The sequence below is a fragment of the Sporosarcina aquimarina genome (assembly GCF_033253705.1).
In the GTDB taxonomy this organism is placed as follows: Bacteria; Bacillota; Bacilli; order Bacillales_A; family Planococcaceae; genus Sporosarcina; species Sporosarcina aquimarina.
In genome coordinates, this window is the sequence record NZ_JAUBDH010000001.1 from 168,048 (window position 1) to 192,086 (window position 24,039).

The 24,039-nt window shown below is 47.4% G+C and carries 22 protein-coding genes and 1 riboswitch; of the genes, 19 read left to right on the forward strand and 3 right to left on the reverse strand.

Features of this window, described 5'->3' with window-relative positions:
- The first annotated feature begins 170 nt into the window (after window positions 1-170).
- Window positions 171-1,469: an HD domain-containing protein gene (locus tag QT716_RS00870; RefSeq protein ID WP_317933780.1), complete on the forward strand. Its 1,299-nt coding sequence runs from the start codon at window positions 171-173 to the stop codon at window positions 1,467-1,469.
- 15 nt (window positions 1,470-1,484) lie between these two features.
- Complete coding sequence (locus QT716_RS00875) at window positions 1,485-1,991, forward strand: YwgA family protein (protein ID WP_317933781.1); 507 nt, start codon at window positions 1,485-1,487, stop codon at window positions 1,989-1,991.
- Between the two features lie 55 nt (window positions 1,992-2,046).
- Here the strand turns inward: QT716_RS00875 and QT716_RS00880 are convergent, their stop codons facing one another.
- Window positions 2,047-2,232 carry a 2-hydroxymuconate tautomerase gene (locus tag QT716_RS00880; RefSeq protein ID WP_317933782.1) on the reverse strand — a complete coding sequence of 62 codons (186 nt, stop codon included), beginning with the start codon at window positions 2,230-2,232 and terminating at the stop codon, window positions 2,047-2,049.
- A 68-nt stretch (window positions 2,233-2,300) separates the two neighbouring features.
- Here QT716_RS00880 and QT716_RS00885 point away from each other — a divergent pair, with 68 nt between their 5' ends.
- The gene (locus QT716_RS00885) at window positions 2,301-2,837 is read left to right on the forward strand and encodes a YwhD family protein (protein ID WP_317933783.1); all 537 of its coding nucleotides are present in this window, start codon (window positions 2,301-2,303) and stop codon (window positions 2,835-2,837) included.
- Window positions 2,838-2,902: 65 nt separating this feature from the next.
- Here QT716_RS00885 and QT716_RS00890 read toward each other — a convergent pair whose 3' ends face one another.
- Together QT716_RS00890 and mtgA are read right to left on the reverse strand one after the other, a co-directional pair.
- Window positions 2,903-3,517 (reverse strand): hypothetical protein, encoded by a 615-nt coding sequence (locus QT716_RS00890; protein ID WP_317933784.1) that lies wholly within the window; start codon window positions 3,515-3,517, stop codon window positions 2,903-2,905.
- The gene (gene mtgA, locus QT716_RS00895) at window positions 3,510-5,567 is read right to left on the reverse strand and encodes a monofunctional biosynthetic peptidoglycan transglycosylase (RefSeq protein ID WP_398291863.1); all 2,058 of its coding nucleotides are present in this window, start codon (window positions 5,565-5,567) and stop codon (window positions 3,510-3,512) included. The genes QT716_RS00890 and mtgA overlap by 8 nt, the downstream gene beginning before the upstream one ends.
- A 163-nt stretch (window positions 5,568-5,730) precedes the next feature.
- Here mtgA and QT716_RS00900 point away from each other — a divergent pair, with 163 nt between their 5' ends.
- From QT716_RS00900 to QT716_RS00975, 16 genes are all read left to right on the forward strand, one after another.
- Window positions 5,731-6,168, forward strand: coding sequence for a DUF1934 domain-containing protein (locus tag QT716_RS00900; protein ID WP_317933786.1), 438 nt, complete (start codon window positions 5,731-5,733; stop codon window positions 6,166-6,168).
- The gene (gene argS, locus QT716_RS00905) at window positions 6,165-7,832 is read left to right on the forward strand and encodes an arginine--tRNA ligase (RefSeq protein ID WP_317933787.1); all 1,668 of its coding nucleotides are present in this window, start codon (window positions 6,165-6,167) and stop codon (window positions 7,830-7,832) included. The genes QT716_RS00900 and argS overlap by 4 nt, the downstream gene beginning before the upstream one ends.
- 704 nt (window positions 7,833-8,536) lie before the next feature.
- Window positions 8,537-8,723, forward strand: a riboswitch (cobalamin riboswitch).
- A gap of 117 nt (window positions 8,724-8,840) precedes the next feature.
- Entirely contained in the window at window positions 8,841-9,845 is a 1,005-nt protein-coding gene (locus QT716_RS00910) for an ABC transporter substrate-binding protein (protein ID WP_317933788.1), read from the forward strand.
- Window positions 9,846-9,856: 11 nt separating this feature from the next.
- Entirely contained in the window at window positions 9,857-10,837 is a 981-nt protein-coding gene (locus QT716_RS00915; RefSeq protein WP_398292078.1) for a FecCD family ABC transporter permease, read from the forward strand.
- Window positions 10,837-12,306 (forward strand): adenosylcobinamide amidohydrolase, encoded by a 1,470-nt coding sequence (locus tag QT716_RS00920; protein WP_317933790.1) that lies wholly within the window; start codon window positions 10,837-10,839, stop codon window positions 12,304-12,306. The genes QT716_RS00915 and QT716_RS00920 overlap by 1 nt, the downstream gene beginning before the upstream one ends.
- Window positions 12,294-13,262 (forward strand): adenosylcobinamide-phosphate synthase CbiB, encoded by a 969-nt coding sequence (cbiB, locus tag QT716_RS00925; protein ID WP_317933791.1) that lies wholly within the window; start codon window positions 12,294-12,296, stop codon window positions 13,260-13,262. The genes QT716_RS00920 and cbiB overlap by 13 nt, the downstream gene beginning before the upstream one ends.
- Window positions 13,249-14,904: a threonine-phosphate decarboxylase CobD gene (cobD, locus tag QT716_RS00930; RefSeq protein ID WP_317933792.1), complete on the forward strand. Its 1,656-nt coding sequence runs from the start codon at window positions 13,249-13,251 to the stop codon at window positions 14,902-14,904. The genes cbiB and cobD overlap by 14 nt, the downstream gene beginning before the upstream one ends.
- Window positions 14,904-15,740 carry a cobyric acid synthase gene (locus tag QT716_RS00935; protein ID WP_317933793.1) on the forward strand — a complete coding sequence of 279 codons (837 nt, stop codon included), beginning with the start codon at window positions 14,904-14,906 and terminating at the stop codon, window positions 15,738-15,740. Before cobD ends, QT716_RS00935 begins: the two co-directional genes overlap by 1 nt.
- Window positions 15,737-16,498, forward strand: coding sequence for an adenosylcobinamide-GDP ribazoletransferase (cobS, locus tag QT716_RS00940; RefSeq protein WP_317933794.1), 762 nt, complete (start codon window positions 15,737-15,739; stop codon window positions 16,496-16,498). Before QT716_RS00935 ends, cobS begins: the two co-directional genes overlap by 4 nt.
- Window positions 16,471-17,058, forward strand: coding sequence for a histidine phosphatase family protein (locus QT716_RS00945; RefSeq protein WP_317933795.1), 588 nt, complete (start codon window positions 16,471-16,473; stop codon window positions 17,056-17,058). Before cobS ends, QT716_RS00945 begins: the two co-directional genes overlap by 28 nt.
- Complete coding sequence (locus QT716_RS00950; RefSeq protein ID WP_317933796.1) at window positions 17,010-17,402, forward strand: bifunctional adenosylcobinamide kinase/adenosylcobinamide-phosphate guanylyltransferase; 393 nt, start codon at window positions 17,010-17,012, stop codon at window positions 17,400-17,402. Before QT716_RS00945 ends, QT716_RS00950 begins: the two co-directional genes overlap by 49 nt.
- A gap of 14 nt (window positions 17,403-17,416) precedes the next feature.
- The gene (locus tag QT716_RS00955) at window positions 17,417-18,013 is read left to right on the forward strand and encodes a cob(I)yrinic acid a,c-diamide adenosyltransferase (RefSeq protein WP_317933797.1); all 597 of its coding nucleotides are present in this window, start codon (window positions 17,417-17,419) and stop codon (window positions 18,011-18,013) included.
- Entirely contained in the window at window positions 18,010-18,690 is a 681-nt protein-coding gene (locus tag QT716_RS00960) for an alpha-ribazole-5-phosphate synthase (RefSeq protein WP_317933798.1), read from the forward strand. Before QT716_RS00955 ends, QT716_RS00960 begins: the two co-directional genes overlap by 4 nt.
- Window positions 18,691-19,201: 511 nt before the next feature.
- A complete protein-coding gene (locus QT716_RS00965) occupies window positions 19,202-21,352 on the forward strand; it encodes a (Fe-S)-binding protein (protein ID WP_317933799.1) in 2,151 nt (716 codons plus the stop codon).
- A gap of 193 nt (window positions 21,353-21,545) precedes the next feature.
- Window positions 21,546-22,739, forward strand: coding sequence for an acetyl-CoA C-acetyltransferase (locus tag QT716_RS00970; protein ID WP_317933800.1), 1,194 nt, complete (start codon window positions 21,546-21,548; stop codon window positions 22,737-22,739).
- Between the two features lie 438 nt (window positions 22,740-23,177).
- Window positions 23,178-24,029, forward strand: coding sequence for a 3-hydroxybutyryl-CoA dehydrogenase (locus QT716_RS00975; protein WP_317933801.1), 852 nt, complete (start codon window positions 23,178-23,180; stop codon window positions 24,027-24,029).
- The last annotated feature ends 10 nt before the right edge of the window (window positions 24,030-24,039 follow it).

A 24,039-nucleotide genomic window follows, 5' to 3' on the forward strand; every position in this document is an offset into this window, starting at 1 on the left:
CAATGCCTCCCATAATTCGTTCTCTCTTTCTACCGACAGCATGGTCAGTACAAGAGAAATTTATACAGAACAAAAGATTAATACTTTCAACTTTTTTAAATGTGCCATTTGCCGCTGTTGAAAGAACGGAAATTTGGTATACTGGAAGGAACGTTGAACGGAGGTGCGAAATGTCGTACGAGCATGAAAAGCTGGCAGAAGAAAAGGTGTTTAAAGACCCGGTACACCGCTATATTCACGTGCGCGATCGCGTCATTTGGGATGTTATCGGCACACGGGAATTCCAACGGCTTCGCAGAATCCGGCAGCTCGGAACAACCTATCTCGTATTCCACGGAGCTGAGCATAGTCGTTTTCAACATTCACTCGGTGTCTATGAAATTGTCCGCCGCATTATCGATAGCGGATTTGGCGGACGTCCAGAATGGAACGAAGACGAAAGACTTGTAGCGCTTTGCGCAGCATTGCTGCATGATCTCGGTCATGGTCCGTTTTCGCATGCTTTCGAAAAAGTATTCGACCTTGACCATGAGAAATACACCCAAGCAATTTTGCTCGGTGATACAGAAGTAAATGCAGTATTGCGCCGTGTCAGTCCAACATTTCCGCAGCGCGTGGCAGATGTGGTAGGGAAGACGTATAAGGACAAGCTCGTAATTAGCTTAATCTCTAGCCAAATCGATGCCGATCGTATGGATTACCTACAAAGAGACGCGTACTATACAGGCGTTCAGTACGGTCATTTTGATATGGAACGGATCTTGCGAGTCATGCGTCCGGAAGAGGAGCAAGTCGTCATTAAATCGAGCGGTATGCACGCTGTGGAAGATTACATCATGAGCCGCTACCAAATGTACTGGCAAGTTTACTTTCATCCCGTTTCGCGAAGTGCGGAAGTAATCCTTATAAAAATTTTACATCGAGCGAAAGAATTGTATGAAAAAGGGTATGAGTTTAAACAGGACCCAATCGCATTCCGTTCTTTTTTCGATAAAACCATAACGCTTGAAGACTATGTTTCTTTAGACGAAGGCGTGCTATTTACGTATTTTCAACTTTGGATGAAAGAACAGGATCCTATTCTTTCGGACCTTTGCGATCGTTTTATTAATCGTAAACTGTTTCAATATTCTGAGTTCGACCCTGCGAAAGAATACCGTAAAATCGGTCAGCTCGATTCACTTTTCAAGCAAGCAGGGATTGACCCTGACTATTATTTAGTCACGGATTCTTCTTCGGATTTACCTTATGATTTTTATCGGCCAGGTGAAGAGAATGAGCGCGTCCCGATTTATTTACAACTTCCAAATGGGGAGTTGAGCGAACTGTCACGGTCGTCCGATATTGTCGATGCGATTTCAGGTAAACGACGCACGGACCATAAAATCTATTTCCCTGAAGATCTGCTAGAAGCAGGCAAAGAGGAAAATCCTCTATATCAGGAAATTTTACAGCTGGTGAGAGGCTAGAAAGGAGCGTGCGCAATGCTTGCGGAACACGCGAAAATCGTTCAGATGATCTCTTTGGCGGATGAAGTGAACGGAAGAAAAAAGTTGCAGAAGATGGTATACATATTGAAAAAAATGAATTTTTCATTTGTAGAGAAATACGAATTACACATGTACGGCCCCTATTCAGAGGAGCTGACACTGCGCGTTGAAGAGTTGTGTGAAATGGGCTTTTTGCATGAAAAATGTACAGACAAAGGCTCTTACGTCCAATATACGTATCACGCAACCGAAGACGGGCTCAAGTTCTCCGAGACAGGAGATGCTCCAACAGCATCACTTGCACCCTGCATCAGCAAGTTAAATGACCAGAGTTCACGCTTTTTGGAACTCGTGTCTACGTTGCTTTATTTCGATCACTTAGAACGCACTGAACAAATTGAAAAAGTTCGTATCGTTAAAAATAAATTGAACTTTTCAGATGAAGAAATGGATGCTGCGTTTGACTTCATCGCTGAAATGGCAGCGTGTGCTGTCGCATAATTCAATGCACTAAAAAACCGGTTGCCTAAGAATCTCCTTGGGCATCCGGTTTTTCTTATTGATCGCTTAGACGTTTTCCACCAACAGCGTAGTGGTTTTTAGGCATTTCTTCGATGAACACAACGACTTTTTCACGGGGAGCGTTTGCTGTTTCCATCACAGCCTCCGTTACTTTTTCAACCATTGCCTTTTTCTGTTCTTCAGTACGGCCTTCAAGCATTTTTACAGTTACATACGGCATACAATTTCCACCTTTCCAATAATTTCGGTATAGTAGATATACTACCAGATGGAAAGGGGTTTGCGGAAATGGCAGACGAACAACAACCAAAACCTAAACAAAAGTTAGGGTTCACCATTATAAAGAACGACCCGACAGACGGTCATAAAGGGTTCGGCATCGGCTCGTTATCACTAGAAAACGTAACGCCCGTAATGGTCGACAGTGAAGAAGAACTTGCATCTATTGAAATTGGAGCGATGCACGCGAAGAGCGATATTGAGCGGGGCATCAAATTTACAACGAATCGCGAAGACTCTGAAGGCGGAAAGTTATATTGGCTTGTCTGGGTAACGATCGACTTCAATGAAAACGGTCCTTATTATGCAGGCGTGACCTCATGCGAAATGATTGTGAACCGTGAAAAACGGAGAGGCTATAAGCTGCTTGCGGATCACGTAAACTTGATGGACAAATCCATGAAGCGCCGCATTATCGTTGACAATATGGATGAAAAATCTAAAAAGATTTTAGCTGGCTTTTTAAAAGAACACAACGAGCAGATGTGGAACAACAGCGAGCCGAAACTGCACATCGATCTTAGCGAATCTTCCCCTCATTTATGATAGGTTTGTGACAAATTATAATTGTTGGCAACATGTAGTTGAATGTCACAACAAAACGAAGTAAACTAAGAGATAGCTTGCAATTGTAAGCTAGGACACTCGGGTTCGCCCGACATAAAAAGCTTCTTGCCCGTTCGACCCAACAGGCAAGAAGCTTTTTTCGTTGTATAAAGCGATTTGTGATCTTTAATGATGCTGGAAGCGCCCGAAAGCGCGGTCAACCCGCCCGAAAGCGCGGCAAACCCGCCCGATACCGCGGGCAACCCGCCCGCAAGCGCAGCGAACCCGCCCGCAAGCGCAGCGAACCCGCCCGATACCGCGGACAACCCGCCCGCAAGCGCAGCGAACCCGCCCGATACCGCGGGCAACCCGCCCGCAAGCGCAACGAACCCGCCCGATACCGCGAACAACCCGCCCGCAAGCGCAGCAAACCCGCCCGCAAGCGCAGCGAACCCGCCCGATATCGCGGTCAACCCGCCCGAAAGCGCGGCAAACCCGCCCGATACCGCAGGCAACCCGCCCGCAAGCGCGGCAAACCCGCCCGATACCGCAGGCAACCCGCCCAATTCCGCGGACAACCCGCCCGCAAGCGCAACGAACCCGCCCGATACCGCGAACAACCCGCCCGCAAGCGCAGCAAACCCGCCCAATTCCAAAACCCGCGCCCCATCATCACTCAAAAAATGAGAAGGGGAACAACTCAAACTCTTTTTCCTTCTTCGTGCCTTTCATGATGGATTCGCGCAGCGTTTTATCCGTACACAGCTGCTTCGGGAGATCCTTTTCTTTCATGTAGACCAGGCGTTGCTTCGTACAACCTTCAACTGCCAACCCGCCCGTTTCGATGTCCACCGTCACCCCCTTCACACCTTTAGGCGGAAGGAATGGTTCCGAGATTATCCCTTCATGAGCTTTCTCCATGAAGTCAATCCAAATTTGTTTAGACGCCGCTTTATCCGATGAATGCTCTAACTGTTTCCCGACATCGAAGCCAGTCCAAATACCGGCAGTCAACGAGGGGGTATAGCCTATTAAATACTGATCGGATATCGTTGTGCCAGACTTCGCTGCATATGGCCGGGATTGTTTAGCCCGCATGGAAATACCTGTTGAAGTTAAATAATCGTTAAATACAGGGTCAAACATGCCCGTCATCAAGTGAGTCAGAACTGAGGCGTTCTGCTCTGTCATCGCACGTTTTTTCGTTTGTGCAGGGTGCTCGTACACAAGATTACCCCGAGAATCCAAGATGGATAAAATCATAACGGGCTCAATCTTTTTGCCCCCTGATGCAATCCGGTTATACGCCTCAGTCATTTCGAAAAGCGTGACAGAAGACGTGCCGAGCGCAACAGCAGGAGACTCCGGGAACTTCACATGGATACCGAGTTTTTCAGCCATCGTGTTGTATTTTCGATATCCGATCTCTTCAAGCGTTTTGACTGCGTAAATGTTGTCCGAAACTGCAATTGCTTGTGCAAGGGAAATGGGGTGGTCACCAAATTTCCCGTTGACGTTACTCGGTTCATAAGAAGAACGTCCGTCGTCATACGTGAAAATGGTTTGCTCTGTGGAAATATACGTCAGTGGATTAAACCCGTCCTCTAGCGCAGCTGCATACAAAATCGGCTTCATTGCAGAACCAGGCTGACGTTTGGCTTGCGTCACACGGTTAAAAGGACTGCTTGCATAATCACGGCCACCGACCATCGCCGTCACTTCGCCACTCTCCGGTTTCATCGCAACGAAGCCAATCTGTAAATCACTTTTCGGCATCCGATCGGCTATAACTTCCTCAGCCGTCTTTTGGTGCATCATATCTAAAGTTGTTTTGATGGTCCAGCCGCCTTCAGCAGGATATCGTCCTTTGTCCGTTAAAATTTGCTCTGCTTCTTGCCATACTTCGTTTAGAAAGTAAGGAGCGATGTCCTTCGAACTGGGCCAGTCTTCGTTTTTGAGCGCAAGGGTTTGCGCAGCTGCGCGTTCTCTTTGATCAGACGATACAAAACCCTGCTCCTCCATTAATCTCAAAACAATTTTTCGTCTCTCTGTAGACTTCTCCAAATTGGCAGCCGGAGAGTAAATCGAAGGACCTTTTGGAATGGCCGCGATGGTTGCTGCTTCTTCAAGTGTTAAGTCATTCGCTGACTTCGCAAAAAAGTACCGGCTGGCTGCTTCCACGCCATACATGCCGTGTCCAAAATAGACGGTATTCAAATAACCTTCCAATATTCTCTCTTTGTCGTAAAATAACTCCATACGGTACGCGTAAAGCGCTTCGTTTGCCTTGCGGACCCAAGACTTTTCGTTGGATAAATACAGATTCCGTGCATACTGTTGAGTAATTGTACTTGCCCCTTCGACTTTCCTCCGTGCTTTTACATCTTTCAACAGAGCGCCGCCAATGCGTTTGTAGTCAAAACCGTTATGCTTATAAAATTTTTTATCCTCAACTGCAACGAACGCGTCAATTAGAGAGGGGGACATTTCATCGATATCTACCCAATAACGCCGCTCGCCTGAAAAACGGTCTCCAATCTGTCGATCATTGCGATCCATGAAGACCGACGCTTCCGGTACGCTCAAAGAAGGCGGGCCAGCGATTTGTGCATAGACTCGCAGACAGACGAGCACTGTAAACAGCGCAGTCCCAGCAGTAATCGCTAACAGCCCTATGAAACGGTAACGTCCCCTGCGTTTATTCTTTTTCACATAGTCCGTACGCCGCATAGTATCCCATCCCTCTCCACGTTCTTTTGCTCGTAGTATGAGAAAGAATAAGGGAAATTAAACGGAAGACTTCAAAAAAGCGTTTCTCGTCAAGCAATGATTGAAATACTATTAGCAGAAAGGCTATAATAGAGAGATATATGAAACTTAAGGCGGTGAACAGATGGGAACGCAAAACACGGCAGTGCCGGTGAAGATTAAGCTAAAGTCGGCAATCCAACATCCCGGACAGGAATCCGATAAATACGAACTTGAAACAAACGGAACAATCGTTGAAAAAGCAGGGAATCGTTACTTGCGCTATGAAGAAGAACAAAATCGGGAAACCATCAAAACAATGATTAAACTCGATCCGGAAGATGCCCTCATCATGCGTACGGGAGCAGTTCAAATGCGGCTGCCATTCGAATTGAACGGTTCTAAACCAGGCACCTATGCAAATGGACCGCTAGCGCTAGACTTACTTGTAGAGACCAAAGCACTTACTATACAGGCTGAACGAACGAAAGGTAAATTTCACGTGCATTACGACATGCACTCCGAACAATCATTGCTTGGCAGTTACGAACTAACTATTCACTATGCGGAGGGAACACTATGAATGCAGTAGAACAGATCCAGCACGAAGTAAAAACCGCGTTGCACAATGCAGTTGTCGCAACGGGCTTAGTTGAAGAAACAGACGTGCCAGCCGTTATGCTGGAAACACCTAAAAATAAAGAGAATGGCGATTATGCCACAAACATTGCGATGCAACTGACGAAGTTAGCGAAAAAGCCTCCGCGTGCAATTGCAGAAGCAATTCTTGAAAAGTTGGACAAAACAGGGACTTCTATTGAATCCATCGATATCGCAGGACCTGGATTCATGAACATCATCTTGAAAAAAGATTACTTGGATGACGTTGTGAAAACTGTAATTGATCAAGCTGCAGAATACGGCCGCAACGATTCAGGCAAAAGCGAAAAGGTTCAAGTGGAATTCGTGTCAGCGAATCCAACGGGTGACCTGCACCTTGGACACGCTCGCGGTGCTTCGCTAGGGGACTCACTTTGTAACATTCTCGACTTTGCAGGTTATGACGTGTCTCGCGAATACTACATTAACGATGCTGGAAAACAGGTGGAAAATTTAGCGCGTTCCGTGGAAGTCCGTTATTTCGAAGAGTTAGGACTAGAGAAAGAAATGCCGGAAGATGGCTACCAAGGACCGGACATTATTGAAATCGCAAAACAATTAGTTGCAGAAAACGGAGATAAGTTCGTGAATGTGTCTGATGAAGACCGTTATGCATTTTTCCGTGAATATGGATTGAAAGTTGAGCTTGGAAAGTTACAACAAGATCTCGCTGATTTCCGCGTTCCTTTTGACGTCTGGTTCTCAGAAACATCGCTTTACAAAGATGGAAAAATCGATGTCGCATTGAACAAACTTCGCGAAAACGGTCACGTATTTGAAGAAGAAGGCGCAACATGGTTCCGATCCACAGAATTCGGTGATGACAAAGACCGCGTCCTTATTAAAAACGATGGATCGTACACATACTTAATGCCGGATATCGCGTACCACGAAGACAAGTTAAATCGTGGATTCGACAAACTCATTAACATTTGGGGCGCTGATCACCACGGCTACATCCCGCGTATGAAGGCTGCAATCCAAGCACTTGGTTATGATCGAGATACGCTGGAAGTCGAAGTGGCGCAGATGGTTCAGCTTTATAAAGATGGCGAAAAGTTCAAGATGAGTAAACGTACAGGCAAAGCGGTCACTCTTCGTGAACTTGTTGAATTAGTAGGCCTGGACGCAACGCGTTACTTCTTCGCGATGCGTTCTGGCGATGCACAAATGGACTTTGACTTAGATTTAGCTGTGTCTAAATCGAACGAAAACCCGGTGTATTACGCACAATACGCGCACGCTCGAATTTCTTCAATCTTGCGTGCAGCGGAAGAAAAAGGTGTATCTGCATCGATTGAAAATGTTTCCCTGTTAAAAGCGGAAAAGGAAATCGAGTTGCTTAAGAAAATCGGGGACTTCCCGCAACTTGTCAGTGACGCAGCCCGCCTTCGTGCGCCGCATCGCATCACGACGTACATTCAAGAACTCGCTTCTACATTCCACAGTTTCTACAATGCGGAAAAAGTATTGGATCCGGATAACAAAGAGCTATCCGAAGCGCGCCTTGCATTGATCACTGCTGCTCGCACAACAATTGCGAACGCATTGAAACTAGTCGGCGTCGCAGCACCCGAACGTATGTAAACTATATTTTGTTAGCCCTCCATTTTATATGGAGGGTTTTTTGTTGGGAATCAAACAAGTGGCGCTGCCAATTAATCCCTAAAACTAGCTTGAATTGTAGTCTATTACCGATAAATTCACTCACATTGCCGATTCTTCACTTGAAAGTTCCGATATCGTTGTCTATAGTTCCGATACCCATTGCGAAAGTGCCGATACCCACCGTTAAACTGCCGATTCTCCATTCGAGGAGCGATAGCCCAAACAAATCAAGCGAAGCGCTGCCAATTAATCCCTAAAGTCAGCTTGAATTGTAGTCTATTACCGATAAATTCACCCATATTGCCGATTCATCACTTGAAAGTGCCGATATCGTTGTCCATAGTTCCGATACCCATCACGAAAGTGCCGATAACCACCGCCATAATACCGATTTTCCATGCAGGGAGCGATAGCCCGAACAAACCAAGCGAAGCGTTGCCAATTAATCCCTAAAATCTGTTTGAATTGTGTCCAGTTATCGAGAAACTTTGCGTAGTGTCGGAGAAATCAGCCTAAGTGTCGAAGAAATCCAACCGTGAGTCGGAGAAACATCAGCGAGTGTCAAACAAACATGGCTCAGTGTCGGTCAACCTAAACTTCTACCATTCACATGAGATGACAATATTCGCCAACTCCTCTCGACAATTGCAGACACTTCTGTATAATAAGAATGTATCAAATTACATAACAAACACGAAAAAGGTGCCTTGAGTTTTCAAGGTTAAAAGGGAAGCCGGTTCCAATCCGGCGCGGTCCCGCCACTGTACGTGCCAGTTTATCCACAAAAGCCATCGGAACCATCTTCCGCAGAAGGCGTGGAATAAGCGTGAAAGCACAAGCCAGGAGACCTGCCTATTTCGGTAATCACCCGAAATCTACGAGGATAGACATGGTGAAATTTGGCGACGTCTGCCTTATTTCCAATGCGCTCATCCTCCGAAACTAGAACGGGGGATTTTTGTTTGGACAAAACAGGAGGAACTTCCCATGAAAAAAATGTGGCAGCTTTGGCTGACAGCCGTCCTTGCCGTCTTGCTTCTTACCGCTTGCGGCGGAACAGATGATAGCAAAGACAAAGGAACAGACAACAATACAACAACTGAGCAATCCGACAAAGAGAACGGGTCCGACTCAGAAGCAAGCGAAGACACTGACGCCGCTACCTATCCAATGACAATAAAAGATGCGACTGGCGTAGAAATCACTCTCGAAAAAGCACCGGAAACAATCATTTCTACACTTCCAAGCAATACTGAAATTCTATTTGCGCTTGGACTTGACGACGAAATCGTTGCAGTTGACGACTATTCCGACTATCCGGAAGATGCAACTAAAAAAGAAAAAATCGGAGACATGAACCTTAACATCGAAAAAATCATTTCCATGAATCCAGAAATGGTATTTGGGCACGAAATGTCACTTCCTGGTTCTGAAGCTGGTTACCAGCAAATCCGTGACGCTGGCATCCCGGTTTACATCGTGAAAAATGCGATGAACTTCGATGAAACATACAGCACAATTGAAGCAATTGGCGAAGCGACTGGTAAATCAGAAGAAGCAAGTAAAGTTGTAGAAGACATGAAAGCGAAAGTGGAAGACGTCGTTGCAAAAACTGCCGACATCGAAACGCCTAAACGTGTTATCGTAGAAACATCTGACGTGCCTGAAATCTACGTACCTGGTAAAAACACCTTCATGCAAGAAATCCTCGACAAAATCGGCGCTGAAAACGTCGTAACAGAAGAAGGATGGATCATGATCAGCCCTGAAGAAATCGTTAAACAAAATCCGGATGTCATGGTCATCATGCACGACTACACGCCTGACGTTATCAACAGCGTCAAAGAGCGTGACGGTTTCGCTGACATTACAGCTGTCAAAGAAGACCAAATTGTTCAAGTGGACGCTAACTTAACTAGCCGGACAGGTCCGCGTCTTGCAGAAGGACTTGAAGAAGTCGCTAAAGCAGTCTATCCTGAGGCATTTAAGTGAGAAAACCACTGATCGCCTACATCGTTTCAGCTGCCGTTCTCTTGACGGCAGTGGGACTCGGTGTATCTATCGGATCTGTCCACGTGCCAATTAGTACGCTGTGGAACCAAGGAGCAGATGCGATGGCGACTAATATTTTATGGAAAATCAGAATGCCGCGCGTCATCCTAGCTGGACTCGTCGGCGCCTCTCTTGCCATTGCAGGTGCTGCATTTCAAGGGTTACTTAAAAACCCACTTGCAGATCCATACACCCTCGGAGTGTCATCCGGCGCCTCTGTAGGTGCTGTGATGACACTCTTTTTTGGTATTAGCATTCCATTCCTTGGTCTATACACACTCCCTGTTTTCAGTATGGTGGGAGCCGCCATCACAATGTTTGTCGTACTCGGCTTTGCCAAACTCGTCGATCGCGGTCTTAATATGGAAACAATCATTTTAACTGGAATCATTTTCGGCTCGTTCCTCGGCTCCGTGCTCTCACTTATGATTGCGCTTACAGGTGAAGAACTGCGTCAAATCATCGGCTGGCTTCTCGGAAGCGTCTCAATGCGCGGCTGGAATTACATCAACATGATTCTCCCATTCACCATCATTGGTTCTTTTTTATTGTGGATGAACCGCAGAGAACTGAACGCGATGCTATTCGGAGAAGACAGAGCAAAGCACTTAGGAGTCGACGTCAAACGACGGAAACTTGTCATCTTGATCGGCGGATCGATTCTGACTGGTGCAGCTGTCTCCGTTTCCGGGACCATTGGTTTCGTCGGACTCGTCGTCCCGCACATGACACGTCTGCTGTGGGGATCAGATCATCGGCACTTGCTGACACTTTCGTTCATGAACGGAGCAACACTGCTCATCATTTGTGACCTTCTTGCTCGCACAATTATTTCGCCGACGGAACTGCCTGTAGGCGTCATCACCGCATTCATCGGGGCGCCAGTGTTTGCATTCATCTTTTATCGACAACGGAAAGGAGGGACAGCGTAATGTTACAAGTAACTGGGTTAACTGGCGGCTATGGCAAGGAACCGATTGTCAAAAACGTATCATTTAACGTACAGCCTGGAGAAATCTTGGGTATTCTCGGTCCAAACGGGAGCGGGAAATCGACGCTGCTGAAAATGATTTCAGGCATTTTACCGAAACAGGAGGGATCGGTTGAAATCGGTGGAAAAAATGCAGACAGTTACTCACCGAAAGAGTTCGCACGCAACGTTGCGGTTCTTCCTCAAATGCACGCACACGCATTTTCACACACTGTACGTGCGACTGTTGAACTCGGACGTTACCCGTACCAAACCGGGCTTTTCTCCTCGTGGACCGCTGAAGACGAAGCAGCCGTAACTCACGCTATGGAACGAACAGGCGTGACGCGCTATGAGAATACCTTAATCGAATCGTTATCAGGCGGGGAGCAGCAGCGTGTCTTTGTCGCACAAGCCTTAGCTCAGCAGGCCCCGCTTTTGTTACTGGATGAACCCACGAACCATCTGGATATTGCTTACCAGCAGCAATTGCTTGACACCGTCAGAAGTCTCGCAGCAGACGAAGGAAAAACTGTCGTTTCCGTCTTCCATGACATCAATCTGGCGGCGCTCTATTGCGACCGATTGCTGCTCATGGAAAACGGTGAAATTGCAAAAATCGGCTTGCCGCAAGACGTTGTACGGGAACCCATCATCCATTCCGTCTACAAAGCGGCAGTTAAAACACAAGCGCACCCGGAATTACCGAAACCGCAAATGACATTACTGCCATCCCTAAATGGCAACGCAGCAAAACCTTTCCTTGTGGATGAAACCCAGTTCAACGTTACCGCAGACAGTGTTCAATTTCATGCACCCCAATCACTCAAAACGGTTTCATCCGCCGTCCATAACCCTGGAACGGGCTGGTATACGACGTTCGTCAATCGTCATGTGGATGCAAACTATAATTGCGACGACGTGAAAAAGGAAATGGAAGAGTATCTAGAGAAGAGAGGCCATCATCTCACCGATACTGTCGGTATGATGACTGCCGTTCAGACATTGCACGCTGAAGTTGCGACATATGCAGATGAAGACATTTCAATCGTTATCGCTGTCACAGCAGGTGTTGGCAATGCAGTCGATGTCTCCAAAGCCATTACTAGAGAAGCGTATGTAGGCACCATTAACACATGGATAATCGTCAATGGACGTCTTTCCGATGAAGCATTCATCCAAGCAATGATCACCGCAACGGAAGCGAAAACACGTGCACTTCAAACGGAAGAAGTACTGGATCCGCTGACTGGGACTCAAGCAACAGGAACGTCCACAGATAGTTTACTAGTGGCCGCGACGCAGACAGGTCAAGAACTGCCTTACGCGGGACCTGTCACTGCACTTGGTAAATTGATTGGAGCTGGAGTCTATGAATGTACTGTCCGCGGGATCCAGACTTACAAGGAGGCGAAGGGGTGGAAGTCTTGATAGGATCCCATCTGCTTGCCGTAACACTCGGGTTTTTCCTCGATCAGCTTATCGGAGATCCGCCCAATTGGCCGCATCCTGTCCGTTGGATTGGGACGTATATCACGAAACTAACTACCGCTATGAATAAAGGAAGTAAGCGCAATGCCAAAGGGTTCTTCTTATTACTTTTAGTTGTTCTGCCAGCAGTTCTATTGGCTGCGCTTCTGACCGTCACAGCCTATTGGTGGCATCCAGCAGCAGGTGTGGCAGTAGAGGCGATCTTGATTGCAATCGGACTTGCTCAAAAAAGTTTATGCGACGCAGCGCTTGAAGTCGCAAAACCCCTTACAGCCGGAGATATAAAAGAAGCGCGCGTGAAACTTTCATGGATTGTCGGCCGTGATACAGAAGGGCTAGACGAATCCGAAATCACTCGCGGCGTTGTAGAAACGGTATCGGAAAACATTTCAGACGGCATCACGGCACCGTTATTCTTCGCATTCCTACTCGGTGCACCTGGGATTTGGCTGTATAAAGCCGTGAATACATTGGATTCCATGGTCGGTTACAAAGATGAAAGGTTTAGTCAATTCGGGACGGCTTCCGCACACGCAGACGACGTGCTGAACTTCATTCCAGCGAGAATAACGGGTGCTCTCATCCTCATTCTGTCGAAAAATGAAGGCGGCATCCCGCTTCGCGAACGATTCGAAGGCTGGCGAATGGATGCGCAGAAACACCCGAGTCCGAACAGCGGTTTCCTTGAAGCAGCAACTGCCTGGCAGCTTGGTGTTCAGCTTGGAGGAACAAATACATATAAAGGAATCGTGTCGCATCGACCTGAATTTGGACCGAATTTACAAAAGCTCACATCCGTTCATATCAATCAAACTCTCGTCCAATTGAAACGTGCATCCTTTGGCGTTTGGACGCTCGGTATCATCATTGGAGGAATCAGTTATGTCATTGCCTAACCATGGGGCGAACCCGCACAAATTATACGAATCCTTGAATCTTGAACAACCGGCAGCGCTGCTCGATTTCAGCGAGAATTGTAATCCGATAGGTCCGCCGAAAGCGATTCAAACTACCTGGAACAAACTTCTCCCAGCGATTACCCGTTATCCGGATCCGAACGGAGAACCGTTCCGCTCAGCAGCCGCAGCATTTCATGAAATCGAAGTTCATCAACTCATTCTCGGCAATGGAGCGGGAGAAATTCTATCACTCGTTGCCCGTCAATATCGAGGGAAACGTGCAGTCCTCGTCCATCCGACGTTCTCGGAATATGAAGCGACGTTAACCGCTGCAAGTGCACACATCACACATGTCCAAGCGAGCGAAGAAAACGGATTCGCACTGCCGGTTAATGAACTCAGAGTGGCTATGGAAACTGCGGACGTCTTGTACATATGTACACCCAACAATCCGACCGGTGTTTTGCCAAGCCGAACCGAACTGATCTCACTCATTCAATACGCCGAATCGGTTACCTGTGATGTTGTTCTGGACGAAGCATTCATTGACTGGGTAGATGAATCTCTGTCATTCATCTCAGAGGTTGAGAAGTATCCGAATGTTATCGCCGTCCGTTCGATGACGAAATTATATGCGATTCCAGGCATCCGGCTTGGATACGCAGTCGCACATCCGGATCGAATTGAAACACTAAAACGAAGTGCGCCTCATTGGAACATCAACGCGATTGCGGCACAGCTTGGCACGATTTGTCTGCAGCAGGCGGATTACCGCGAGCGTGCAATTCAACAAGCCGCCAAAGAACGACTTAAGATGACCACCTTTTTAAACGAAAATGGCTGCAAAGTCGTCGATTCTGTCGCAAACTTCATTCTATTTCAGCCGCCTGGACAGGGTGCTGCAAATGACATATTCATTGGGCTTCTCAAACAAGGAATTGTCGTCCGTCATACTGAGAACTTCAAAGGGCTCGACGGTCGCTGGCTCCGAATTGGCATGAAATCTGCCCAGGACATGGAAATTCTACGGAATGCTTTAGCTCCTCTATTGGATAAAACCGGTGGCGCATTAACATTCATAAGCGGTGGGGTGCGAAGCGGTAAAAGCGCATACGCAGAACAGCTTGTGCGAACAGAAGCAAAACAGACAGGAGGACGTCTCGTATATATAGCTTCGGGTACCGCAACGGATGACGAAATGGCAGAACGGATTGCACGTCATCGATTAGACCGAACGGACGATGGCTGGACAACAATTGAGCAGCCGACTCATATTGAAAATGCGCTGCTTCATTTGCAGCCAGGCGATCATGTCCTATGGGATTGTGTAACGACGTGGCTTGGAAACGAAGCGTTCGAAGGTTGGGAGTCAGGAATACCTTGTATTTTGAAGCCGGAGTGCATCCAGGAAAAGGTGAATACACTGCTGGAAACAATCGAGCGTATCCGAAAACGTACGAACCAACTCGTCATCGTCTCAAATGAAGTATTTGACGAACCACTGAAAACGGAGGAAATCACCCGGACATACACACACCTACTCGGTAACATCCATCAAGCCATCGTTGCAAAAGCGGATACCGCGATTGAAATGGATAGCGGGTTGGCGATTGTCCATAAGCAAAGGGGGAAAACGTGATGAAAGGAATCATGGTCATGGGAACTGCTTCAGATGTTGGGAAAAGCCTTGTCTGTACGGCACTATGCCGACTGCTTGCGAATGATGGAATACGTGTCGCGCCGTTCAAATCCCAGAATTTATCCCCCTATACGGAACTCACAAACGACGGGACGCCGATCAGCCGCGCGCAATTCATCCAAGCAGAAGCGGCAAGGGTCGAGCCAACTTCGGACATGAATCCGATTATCTTGCAGCCGGGAGCAGAGGGCATGCTGACGGGTACGTTTTGCGGTAAACCGCTTGAGCCTGTTAGCGGTATGGCTTATCGCGACGTCTATTACGAACAAGCCATCCAAGCGATTGAACGGTCACTCGAATCGTTGCGTGAATCATTCGAAGCAATCGTTATTGAAGGTGCGGGAAGTCCTGTGGAGATGAACTTACTCGAAAGAGACATCGTAAATATGCGGGTTGCTGAATTGGCAGATGTTCCAGTCGTACTTGTTGCAGATATAGATCGGGGCGGGGTGTTTGCATCGATTGTTGGAACGCTCACATTGATGCAACCATCGCAGCGAGACCGAGTGAAAGCGATTGTTATCAATAAATTCAAAGGAGACCCCGCCGGGTTTCAAGAAGGTGTCGAATTCATCGAATCCAACACGGGAATCCCAGTGGCAGGCGTGTTGCCATACAAAAGTGACCATGGAATTGCCGAGGAAGATACGAATCGTCTTCAAACACATGCACCGAATGGGATTGACCCATATGAATCGTGGGCAGAACACGTGCTTCAACATGTTGACTGGCCGCTGTTGAAGCGGATTTGCGGCTTGAAAGAGACAAGCCTATGAACGGGATTCTTCTTGCGCTCCAGTTTTTCACAAGCATTCCAATACGGAATGAACTGCCGATGGAACGGCGGCATGTCACAGCGATGTATGGCGCGCTGCCATTTGTCGGTGCATTGATCGGCCTGGCAATGTTCGCAAGTATTTGGCTAAGTGACTGGCTCGGTTTCGGGGCACTTCTAACGGCTGTGCTGACGTTAACCGTTGGGATCGCGCTAACTGGCGGCTTGCATTTGGACGGTGTTGCGGACACGAGTGACGCCTACTTTTCTTATCGTGACCAGCAACGACGCCATGAAATTCTCGCAGATCCTCGAATCGGGGCTTTCGGAACACTGGGACTCATCGTGTTCATCCTATTGAAATTCGCGCTTTTGCAAGAATTAATTGCTGGGAATCATGTTGATCTAATATTCCTCATCGCAGTTCCGTTTTTCGCAAGAGGTGCTATGGTGCTCTACTTTGTGTTGACAAAACCTGCTAAAACGAACGGTATGGCGTACTTCTTTCTCGAAAAGCTGAATCGCGGGCCGCTAATTGGCTGGACGATTGTATGGATGGCTGGAGGATTAATAGCCATCGCAATTGTTCTCGAAAGTATTGTGTTGCCGATAGGAATAGCCGGTGTAATCGTTCTTGCACTACTGCTTTATCGGTCGTGGACTATTCGGAATTTTGGAGGTGTCACGGGGGATTTAAGCGGGGCATTCATTGAAGGAATGGAGGTCGTGTTATGGATCGCGGTATTGAGTTGGTTGTAATCCGTCATCTTCCGACTGTCGGGAATGCAAAACGTCAATACATCGGATGGACGGACGAATCGATTGTCCCTGCCGCTGTCAAGCCGCTCGATGTTGGGTGTGACCTAGTTTACGGCAGTGACCTATTGCGAGCGCGGCAAACCGCTGAATTGTTGTTTCCGAATGCTGGGTACCAAGCGGACGAACGGTTTCGGGAATGTAATTTTGGTGAATTTGAAGGAAAAACGTATGCGCAGCTTGAAGAGAGAGAACATTACCGAAGTTGGGTGGATGATCCGACGACCAGTGCACCGCCTGAAGGCGAATCGTTGAAGCAGGTGGAAATGCGCGTACTTGAAGCGTTCCGACAACTGCCTCCCGGTGCCCGACTCGTAACGCACGGTGGACCGATTCGATTGCTGTTAGCGCGATTTGCACCGGAACAACGCGAATTCTGGTCATGGAAAGTCCCGCATGGCGCTATTTTCCGCTTTCACTGGGACTCAGAAGAACAGTGGAAGGAGGGGGAACGATGCACATCGTTATCGGAGGCGCAGCTAATGGGAAGCGAAAATACGTAAGCGAACTGATGGCTACGGGGTCTCGCTGGTTGGGGGATGAAACCCCTCTTAATCTAGTAGAGATTTCGCAGTTAGATGCCGATCTGCCCGCTGTCGTTTGCAGCGTTGAACAGTGGATGGCGCAGCATCTTGACGATGAAGAACAAGCCATTCAGGATTTCGTGAAAGCCATTTCAGGAAAAAGTCTAACTATCATTTTGACGGACATTGGCAGAGGAATTGTGCCCATGGATGCGAGTGAACGTGCACTACGTGATGCATGCGGAAGGCTCAACCAGCATTTATTGGAAGAAGCAAAAGAAGTCACACGAATCTGGTTCGGTATTCCACAAAAGTTAAAGTAAAGGGGAGAGTTTACATGAGAATCTATACAAAAACAGGGGACAAAGGACAAACAAGTTTAATCGGAGGACGTGTCGACAAGGACAGCCTGCGCGTCGAAGCGTATGGCACGATCGATGAACTGAATTCATTCATCGGAAAGGCAATGGCAGAGCTTGACTTAGAAACGTGCAAGGACATTTTTGACGACCTGGAAGCCGTTCAGAACGAATTGTTCGATGGCGGCGGAGACCTCGCGAACGTGATGAAAGAGCGCCATTACAAGTTGTCCGATGAGCCAATTGAAGTGCTCGAGCAGCGTATTGACGAACTGATGGAAGAAGCACCGCCACTGGAGAAATTCATCCTTCCAGGGGGAACGCATGCGGCAGCATCCCTTCACATTTGCAGAACTGTCACACGCCGGGCGGAACGAATCACAGTGACGCTTTTGAAGAATGAAGAAGACGTTCCTAGTACAGTTCAGCGGTATTTAAATCGTCTTTCGGACTATTTGTTCGTCGCAGCGCGTATTGTGAACAAGCGCGCAAATGTTTCAGATAACGAATACGTCCGCAGTGCAAAAGTTTTCCGGACAGGAACAAAGGACAAGAAAGATAACGCAAGCGAATGATCGCATATCGAAACGCAATTCAGCTTGGTGATTGGATTGTCACGACGGACAATTCAGGCGGCATCGGAGAGAAAATGGATGATCTCGTTGCCGTTCCTGACCAGATCACTGCACGTTTCGCTACCCGAGTCGCTCTACTAGAACAGTGGGCTGCGGGGGCGGAGCCTGTTGCTGTATTGCTCCATAACTTTAGCGGAAATGCGAGTTGGCATCGTTATTGTGAAGGGATCCGTGATGTGTTCGATGAAATCGGTATTACGATGCCACCAATCAGCGGCAGCAGTGAAACGAATATGTCACTGCGCCAATCCGCAGTTGCGGTGACTCTGATGGGGAAACAGAAACTCGAGTCTAGCGAATCAACCGGAGATTGGTATACATATGGAACACCACTCGTAGGTGAAGAGGTGCTCACAAAGGAATCTGAAATCGCGTCGCTGACGGTCCTGGACGAAGCGCGTCGCACTGGTCTCATACAGCGGCTTTGGCCAGTCGGCTCGAGTGGGGTTTTGGCGGAATGGCGAGCAGCCACGGGGAATCCGGATTGCGATGCCGCCAGTCCGCTTGACGTAACTTGCTCGGCAGGACCCGCGACAGTAGTGCTGCTGCAAATTGATAAGGAAAAACTACCGAACGCAAAGCGGCACTTTGGTACGCTGCTGCATGCTTTAAGATGAAACCGTGAGCGCTGCTTCATCACAATCTTGAGGTTCAAAGGATTGATTGGCAGCGCTTCGCTTGTTTCGTGCGGGTTTGTAAGTGAGTTTGTTGGATTCACTGGAAGTTGAAATCCAAGTGTCCGCTCCAAAATAGAGGGATTTGATCATAAATCGCGAATTATGCTCACAAACCTTGGGAAGTGCTCATAAATCAGTGAAAGTGCTCATAAACCAGAGAAAGTGCTCATAAACCTAGGGAAGTGCTCATAAACTTGTAAATGTGATCATGAACTTCAGAAACCACCCATAACACCATCCACACGAAATGCTCGAGGGACAACCTGGCTGCAACTAGTCAACCTAATCCGAGTCCAGTCAGTACTTCATCAGAATTCACCGTTATTTCAAAATTTTCGTTGACTGAATGCTCATTCATATCTTAAACTAATAAGGAACGTATCGACAAACTGCCTCAATTCATCTAGACTAGTAAGAACATTCACTACATACAAACAAAGGGGAGGACATCATGACACCTTTATTAATCGCCAACTGGGTTTTGTTCCTAGGTGTTGTCGCATATGGGCTGGCGCTGTTTACTTACTTAATTAAAACACGCACGCAATTCATCCGACTCGGGCAAAAAGAAGACTTTGATAACAATGTACAAAAGCGCTTGAAAGAAGTTTGGGTTAACGTATTCGGACAAAAGAAATTATTGAAAGATAAAAAGAGTGGCTCCATCCACGTCATGTTTTTCTATGGATTCCTGCTCGTTCAATTCGGTGCAATTGACCTGATCTGGAAAGGATTGAAGCCGGATTCACACTTACCATTCGGGCCCGTGTACCCATTCTTCACATTTTTCCAGGAGATTGTTGTAGCGGTTATTCTCGTAGCGGTCGTGTGGGCATTCTACCGTCGTTACATGGAAAAGCTTGTACGCTTGAAGCGCGGATGGAAATCTGGACTGGTCCTTATCTTTATCGGATCCCTCATGATTTCAACACTTGTCGCTAACGGCATGAATATGATTTGGCATGGCCACTCGACAACGTGGACGGAGCCTATGGCGTCAGGAATTGCAAGCGTTTTCAGTTTCTTGCCTCCGACGGCTGCAGCTGCAATCTTCTTCGTCGCATGGTGGGTTCACTTGCTTACATTGCTCACATTCCTCGTGTATGTGCCGCAATCGAAGCACGCACACTTGATCGCTGGACCTGTCAATACGTACATGATGCGTTTCGACCGTCGCGGCAAGTTAGCGCCCATCGATTTTGAAGCACTAGAAGAAATTGAAGACGAGGATGAAATGCCAACACTTGGTGTCGGCAAAATCACGGACTTCACGCAGCTGCAAATGATTGACTTGTATGCATGTGTTGAATGTGGCCGCTGTACGAATATGTGTCCAGCTACCGGAACAGGAAAAATGCTGTCACCGATGGACTTGATCACAAAACTGCGTGATAACTTGACGAACACAGGGGCATTGACAACGAAACAGAAACCATGGGTGCCGACTTTCATGTTTAACAACACGAAAGGAAACCAGATTGCACTAGCTGCAGGTCTTGAAGGCGCAACAATGGACGACATTTACAATCCATCTTTGATTGGCGATGTCATCACTGAAGAAGAAATTTGGGCATGTACGACGTGCCGTAATTGTGAAGACCAATGTCCAGTAATGAACGAGCACGTCGATAAAATCATCGATCTACGCCGCTATCTCGTTATGACAGAAGGTAAAATGGATGCGGATGCACAGCGCGCGATGACAAACATCGAACGCCAAGGCAATCCGTGGGGACTGAACCGTAAAGAGAAAGAGAACTGGCGTGACGGACGTCCGGATCTCAAGATTCCAACGGTAAAAGAACTGAAAAAAGCGGACGAATCCTTCGAATACTTGCTGTGGGTCGGTTCAATGGGTGCCTTCGATAACCGTTCACAAAAAATCGCGTTATCATTCGCTCACTTGTTGAACGAAGCTGGAGTTTCATTCGCAATTCTGGGTAATAAAGAGAAGAACTCCGGTGACACACCGCGTCGCCTCGGAAACGAATTCTTATTCCAAGAGCTTGCGACTGCCAACATTGCTGAATTCGAAAAAGCGGAAGTGAAAAAGATCGTCACGATTGACCCGCACGCATTCAACATTTTCAAAAATGAATATCCAGACTTTGGCTTTACCGCTGAAGTATATCACCATACTGAATTGCTGCATGAGCTTGTCGAGCAAGGTCGTTTGAAACCGCAACACGCCATCGAAGAAACGATTACGTTCCACGATTCGTGTTACCTTGGCCGGTACAATGATGTGTACGATGCACCACGTGAAATTTTGAAATCCATTCCAGGTGTCAACTTGGTAGAGATGAAACGAAACCGCCAAGATGGCATGTGCTGTGGCGCCGGTGGAGGTCTCATGTGGATGGAGGAAGATGCGGGTCACCGCGTTAACGTCGCCCGGACAGAGCAGGCAATGGAAGTGACACCAGGAATTATTTCTTCTGGATGTCCGTATTGCTTGACGATGTTGTCGGACGGAACCAAAGCAATTGAAGTGGAAGAAACGGTCGGAACGTATGATATCGCTGAGCTTCTCGAACGTTCTGTATTTGGAGAAGGAATTGCGGACGGTTCAGAAGTAGAAATGGAACCAGTTCTGCAATAAGAAAAGTTTGCCAGACTGCCAGATTTGTTTTACAATTAGAACAATCGAACTGAACAGAATTGTTGAAATATAGTTGGTCGAAGGGGAAGCGACTTTGCTTCCCCTTTATGCCGAAAGTAAACCGAGCGAGCGTTCAGTCGCTCCTTTTATTCTGAAATGTAAACGCTATCAAAAAACTGGAGGATGATGAAGAATGGCTAAAACAGTATTGATTGACGGTGCACGAACTGCTTTTGGAAAAATGGGAGGGGCTTTGCAAACGCTAACGGCTAGTGATTTAGGCGGAGCGGCTATCAAATCAGCTCTAGAACGTTCAAATGTTGACGTGACAGATGTAGATGAAGTCATTTTCGGAACTGTATTGCAAGCAGGACAAGGGCAAATACCATCACGACAGGCTGCAACAAAAGCGGGTCTGCCATGGAAAGTGAAGACGGAGACGATCAACAAAGTATGTGCTTCAGGTATGCGCAGCGTGACGCTTGGCGATCAGCTAATCCGTCTGGGAGATGAAGAAGTCATTGTTGCAGGCGGTATGGAATCCATGTCAAACGCCCCGTACTACTTGCCAAAAGGCCGTTTCGGATTACGAATGGGAGACGCGACATTGGTCGATGGTATGATCTATGACGGTCTTTCAGATTCGTTTTCACCGGGAAATGTCCACATGGGTACGTTCGGGAACTCAACAGCAGAAGAATTCAATGTGAGCCGTGAACAACAAGACGAGTGGGCGCTTCGCAGCCATCAACGTGCTGTGACTGCGATGGAAAAAGGCGTATTTGCTGAAGAAATCACAGCGGTTGAGATTCCGCAGCGTAAAGGGGATCCAATTGTTGTAGATACAGACGAAGCACCGCGTAAAGATACTTCACTCGAAGTGCTGGCGAAATTACGTCCAGCCTTTGGCAAAGACGGTACTGTAACGGCGGGGAACGCACCAGGGGTAAACGATGGCGCATGTGCACTTGTGTTAATGAGCGATGAACGGGCTGAGCGCGAAGGCAAAGACGTTCTTGCAACAATTATTGGTCACGCGGAAGTCGCGATTGAACCAGAAAACTTCCCGCAAACTCCAGGTCTAGTCATCAATGAACTCTTGAAAAAGACTGGCAAAACGATTGAGGAAATCGATCTTTTTGAAATAAATGAAGCCTTTGCAGTCGTAGCGCTGGCAAGCTCGGACATTGCAAAGCTAGACGCTGAAAAAGTAAACGTGAACGGCGGAGCTGTCGCACTCGGTCACCCAATCGGTGCAAGCGGCGCGCGGATCATCTTGACGCTGGCATATGAACTTAAACGCCGTGGCGGCGGGATTGGAATCGCATCAATCTGCTCTGGCGGAGGTCAAGGCGATGCGATCATGATTGAAGTTTCTAAACAGTAATTGGCTAGGCTGTCGCTCTGGAAGTTTATGGGCGGAAAACACGGTTTATGATCAAAGTCAGAGAGGAAATCAAGGGCTTGCTTCAATGAAGGAGCCAAATGCCCCGCCCTCCCTACAGAAAATGCTTCGCGAAGCGGAGCACACCAATTAATCCTGGTTTTGATTGGTTAAGAGCACTTGGCGCGACAAGGTGAAGACGTTTGTGATGTTGATTGTGCCACGTGCGAAAGGTTATGAGCGTAATTCACGAGTTGATGATCATTTTTCAAGACTTATGAGCAGGACTTCGTGTTTATGAGCACAATTTTAGTTTTATGAGCGAAATGACGAGGTTATGAGCACATTCTATGTTTTATGATCATAATCTCGAGTTTATGATCATTTCTAGATTATGAAATTGGCAACACCATCAATACGACTTTGAAAGGATGAATAGACATGAACATTCAAAACGTAATGGTAATCGGCGCAGGACAAATGGGCGGCGGTATCGCACAAGTTTGCGCACAGGCGGGATTCAACGTGACCCTAAACGATGTCAAAGATGAATCTTATGAAAAGGGAATCGCAGTCATCGCAAAGAACTTAACGCGCAATGTTGAAAAACAACGGATGACAGAAGAAGAAAAACAAGCGGTGCTCGGGCGCATTACAAAGTCACTCGACATCAATGACGCGAAACACGTGGATATCGTAATTGAAGCTGCTGTAGAGAACATGGACATTAAAAAATCAATCTTCAAGCAGCTGGATGAAATCGCGCCAACACATACAATTCTTGCAACAAATACATCTTCGCTGCCCATCACAGAAATTGCTGCTGTCACAAACCGGCCTGAACAGGTCATCGGCATGCACTACATGAATCCAGTACCGGTCATGAAACTTGTTGAAATCATTCGCGGATTATCCACTTCAGACGAAGTGTACCAAGCGGTTGAAGACATGACGAACAAATTAGGAAAAGTACCTGTGGAAGTAAATGACTTCCCGGGGTTTGTCGCAAACCGCGTGCTTATGCCTATGATCAATGAAGCGATTTTTACATTGCAAGAAGGTGTCGCAACGAAAGAAGCAATCGACGAAGTGATGAAACTTGGCATGAATCATCCAATGGGGCCGCTTCAGCTTGCTGATTTCATCGGGCTCGATACTTGCTTATACATTATGGAAACATTGCAAGAAGGCTACGGGGATCCAAAATATCGTCCGTGTGCATTACTTCGTAAATACGTAAACGCTGGCTGGCTCGGCAAAAAATCTGGACGAGGCTTCTACTCGTACTCATAAAAGGGGACTA

Excerpts from the sequence above, each read along its gene's own strand:
- QT716_RS00870 (WP_317933780.1), top strand. The coding sequence starts at position 171 with ATGTCGTACGAGCATGAAAAGCTGGCAGAAGAAAAGGTGTTTAAAGAC.
- QT716_RS00875 (WP_317933781.1), top strand. The coding sequence starts at position 1,485 with ATGCTTGCGGAACACGCGAAAATCGTTCAGATGATCTCTTTGGCGGAT.
- QT716_RS00880 (WP_317933782.1), bottom strand. The coding sequence starts at position 2,232 with ATGCCGTATGTAACTGTAAAAATGCTTGAAGGCCGTACTGAAGAACAG.
- QT716_RS00885 (WP_317933783.1), top strand. The coding sequence starts at position 2,301 with ATGGCAGACGAACAACAACCAAAACCTAAACAAAAGTTAGGGTTCACC.
- mtgA (WP_398291863.1), bottom strand. The coding sequence starts at position 5,567 with ATGCGGCGTACGGACTATGTGAAAAAGAATAAACGCAGGGGACGTTAC.
- QT716_RS00900 (WP_317933786.1), top strand. The coding sequence starts at position 5,731 with ATGGGAACGCAAAACACGGCAGTGCCGGTGAAGATTAAGCTAAAGTCG.
- argS (WP_317933787.1), top strand. The coding sequence starts at position 6,165 with ATGAATGCAGTAGAACAGATCCAGCACGAAGTAAAAACCGCGTTGCAC.
- QT716_RS00910 (WP_317933788.1), top strand. The coding sequence starts at position 8,841 with ATGAAAAAAATGTGGCAGCTTTGGCTGACAGCCGTCCTTGCCGTCTTG.
- QT716_RS00920 (WP_317933790.1), top strand. The coding sequence starts at position 10,837 with ATGTTACAAGTAACTGGGTTAACTGGCGGCTATGGCAAGGAACCGATT.
- cobD (WP_317933792.1), top strand. The coding sequence starts at position 13,249 with ATGTCATTGCCTAACCATGGGGCGAACCCGCACAAATTATACGAATCC.
- QT716_RS00935 (WP_317933793.1), top strand. The coding sequence starts at position 14,904 with ATGAAAGGAATCATGGTCATGGGAACTGCTTCAGATGTTGGGAAAAGC.
- cobS (WP_317933794.1), top strand. The coding sequence starts at position 15,737 with ATGAACGGGATTCTTCTTGCGCTCCAGTTTTTCACAAGCATTCCAATA.
- QT716_RS00945 (WP_317933795.1), top strand. The coding sequence starts at position 16,471 with ATGGATCGCGGTATTGAGTTGGTTGTAATCCGTCATCTTCCGACTGTC.
- QT716_RS00950 (WP_317933796.1), top strand. The coding sequence starts at position 17,010 with ATGCACATCGTTATCGGAGGCGCAGCTAATGGGAAGCGAAAATACGTA.
- QT716_RS00955 (WP_317933797.1), top strand. The coding sequence starts at position 17,417 with ATGAGAATCTATACAAAAACAGGGGACAAAGGACAAACAAGTTTAATC.
- QT716_RS00960 (WP_317933798.1), top strand. The coding sequence starts at position 18,010 with ATGATCGCATATCGAAACGCAATTCAGCTTGGTGATTGGATTGTCACG.
- QT716_RS00965 (WP_317933799.1), top strand. The coding sequence starts at position 19,202 with ATGACACCTTTATTAATCGCCAACTGGGTTTTGTTCCTAGGTGTTGTC.
- QT716_RS00970 (WP_317933800.1), top strand. The coding sequence starts at position 21,546 with ATGGCTAAAACAGTATTGATTGACGGTGCACGAACTGCTTTTGGAAAA.
- QT716_RS00975 (WP_317933801.1), top strand. The coding sequence starts at position 23,178 with ATGAACATTCAAAACGTAATGGTAATCGGCGCAGGACAAATGGGCGGC.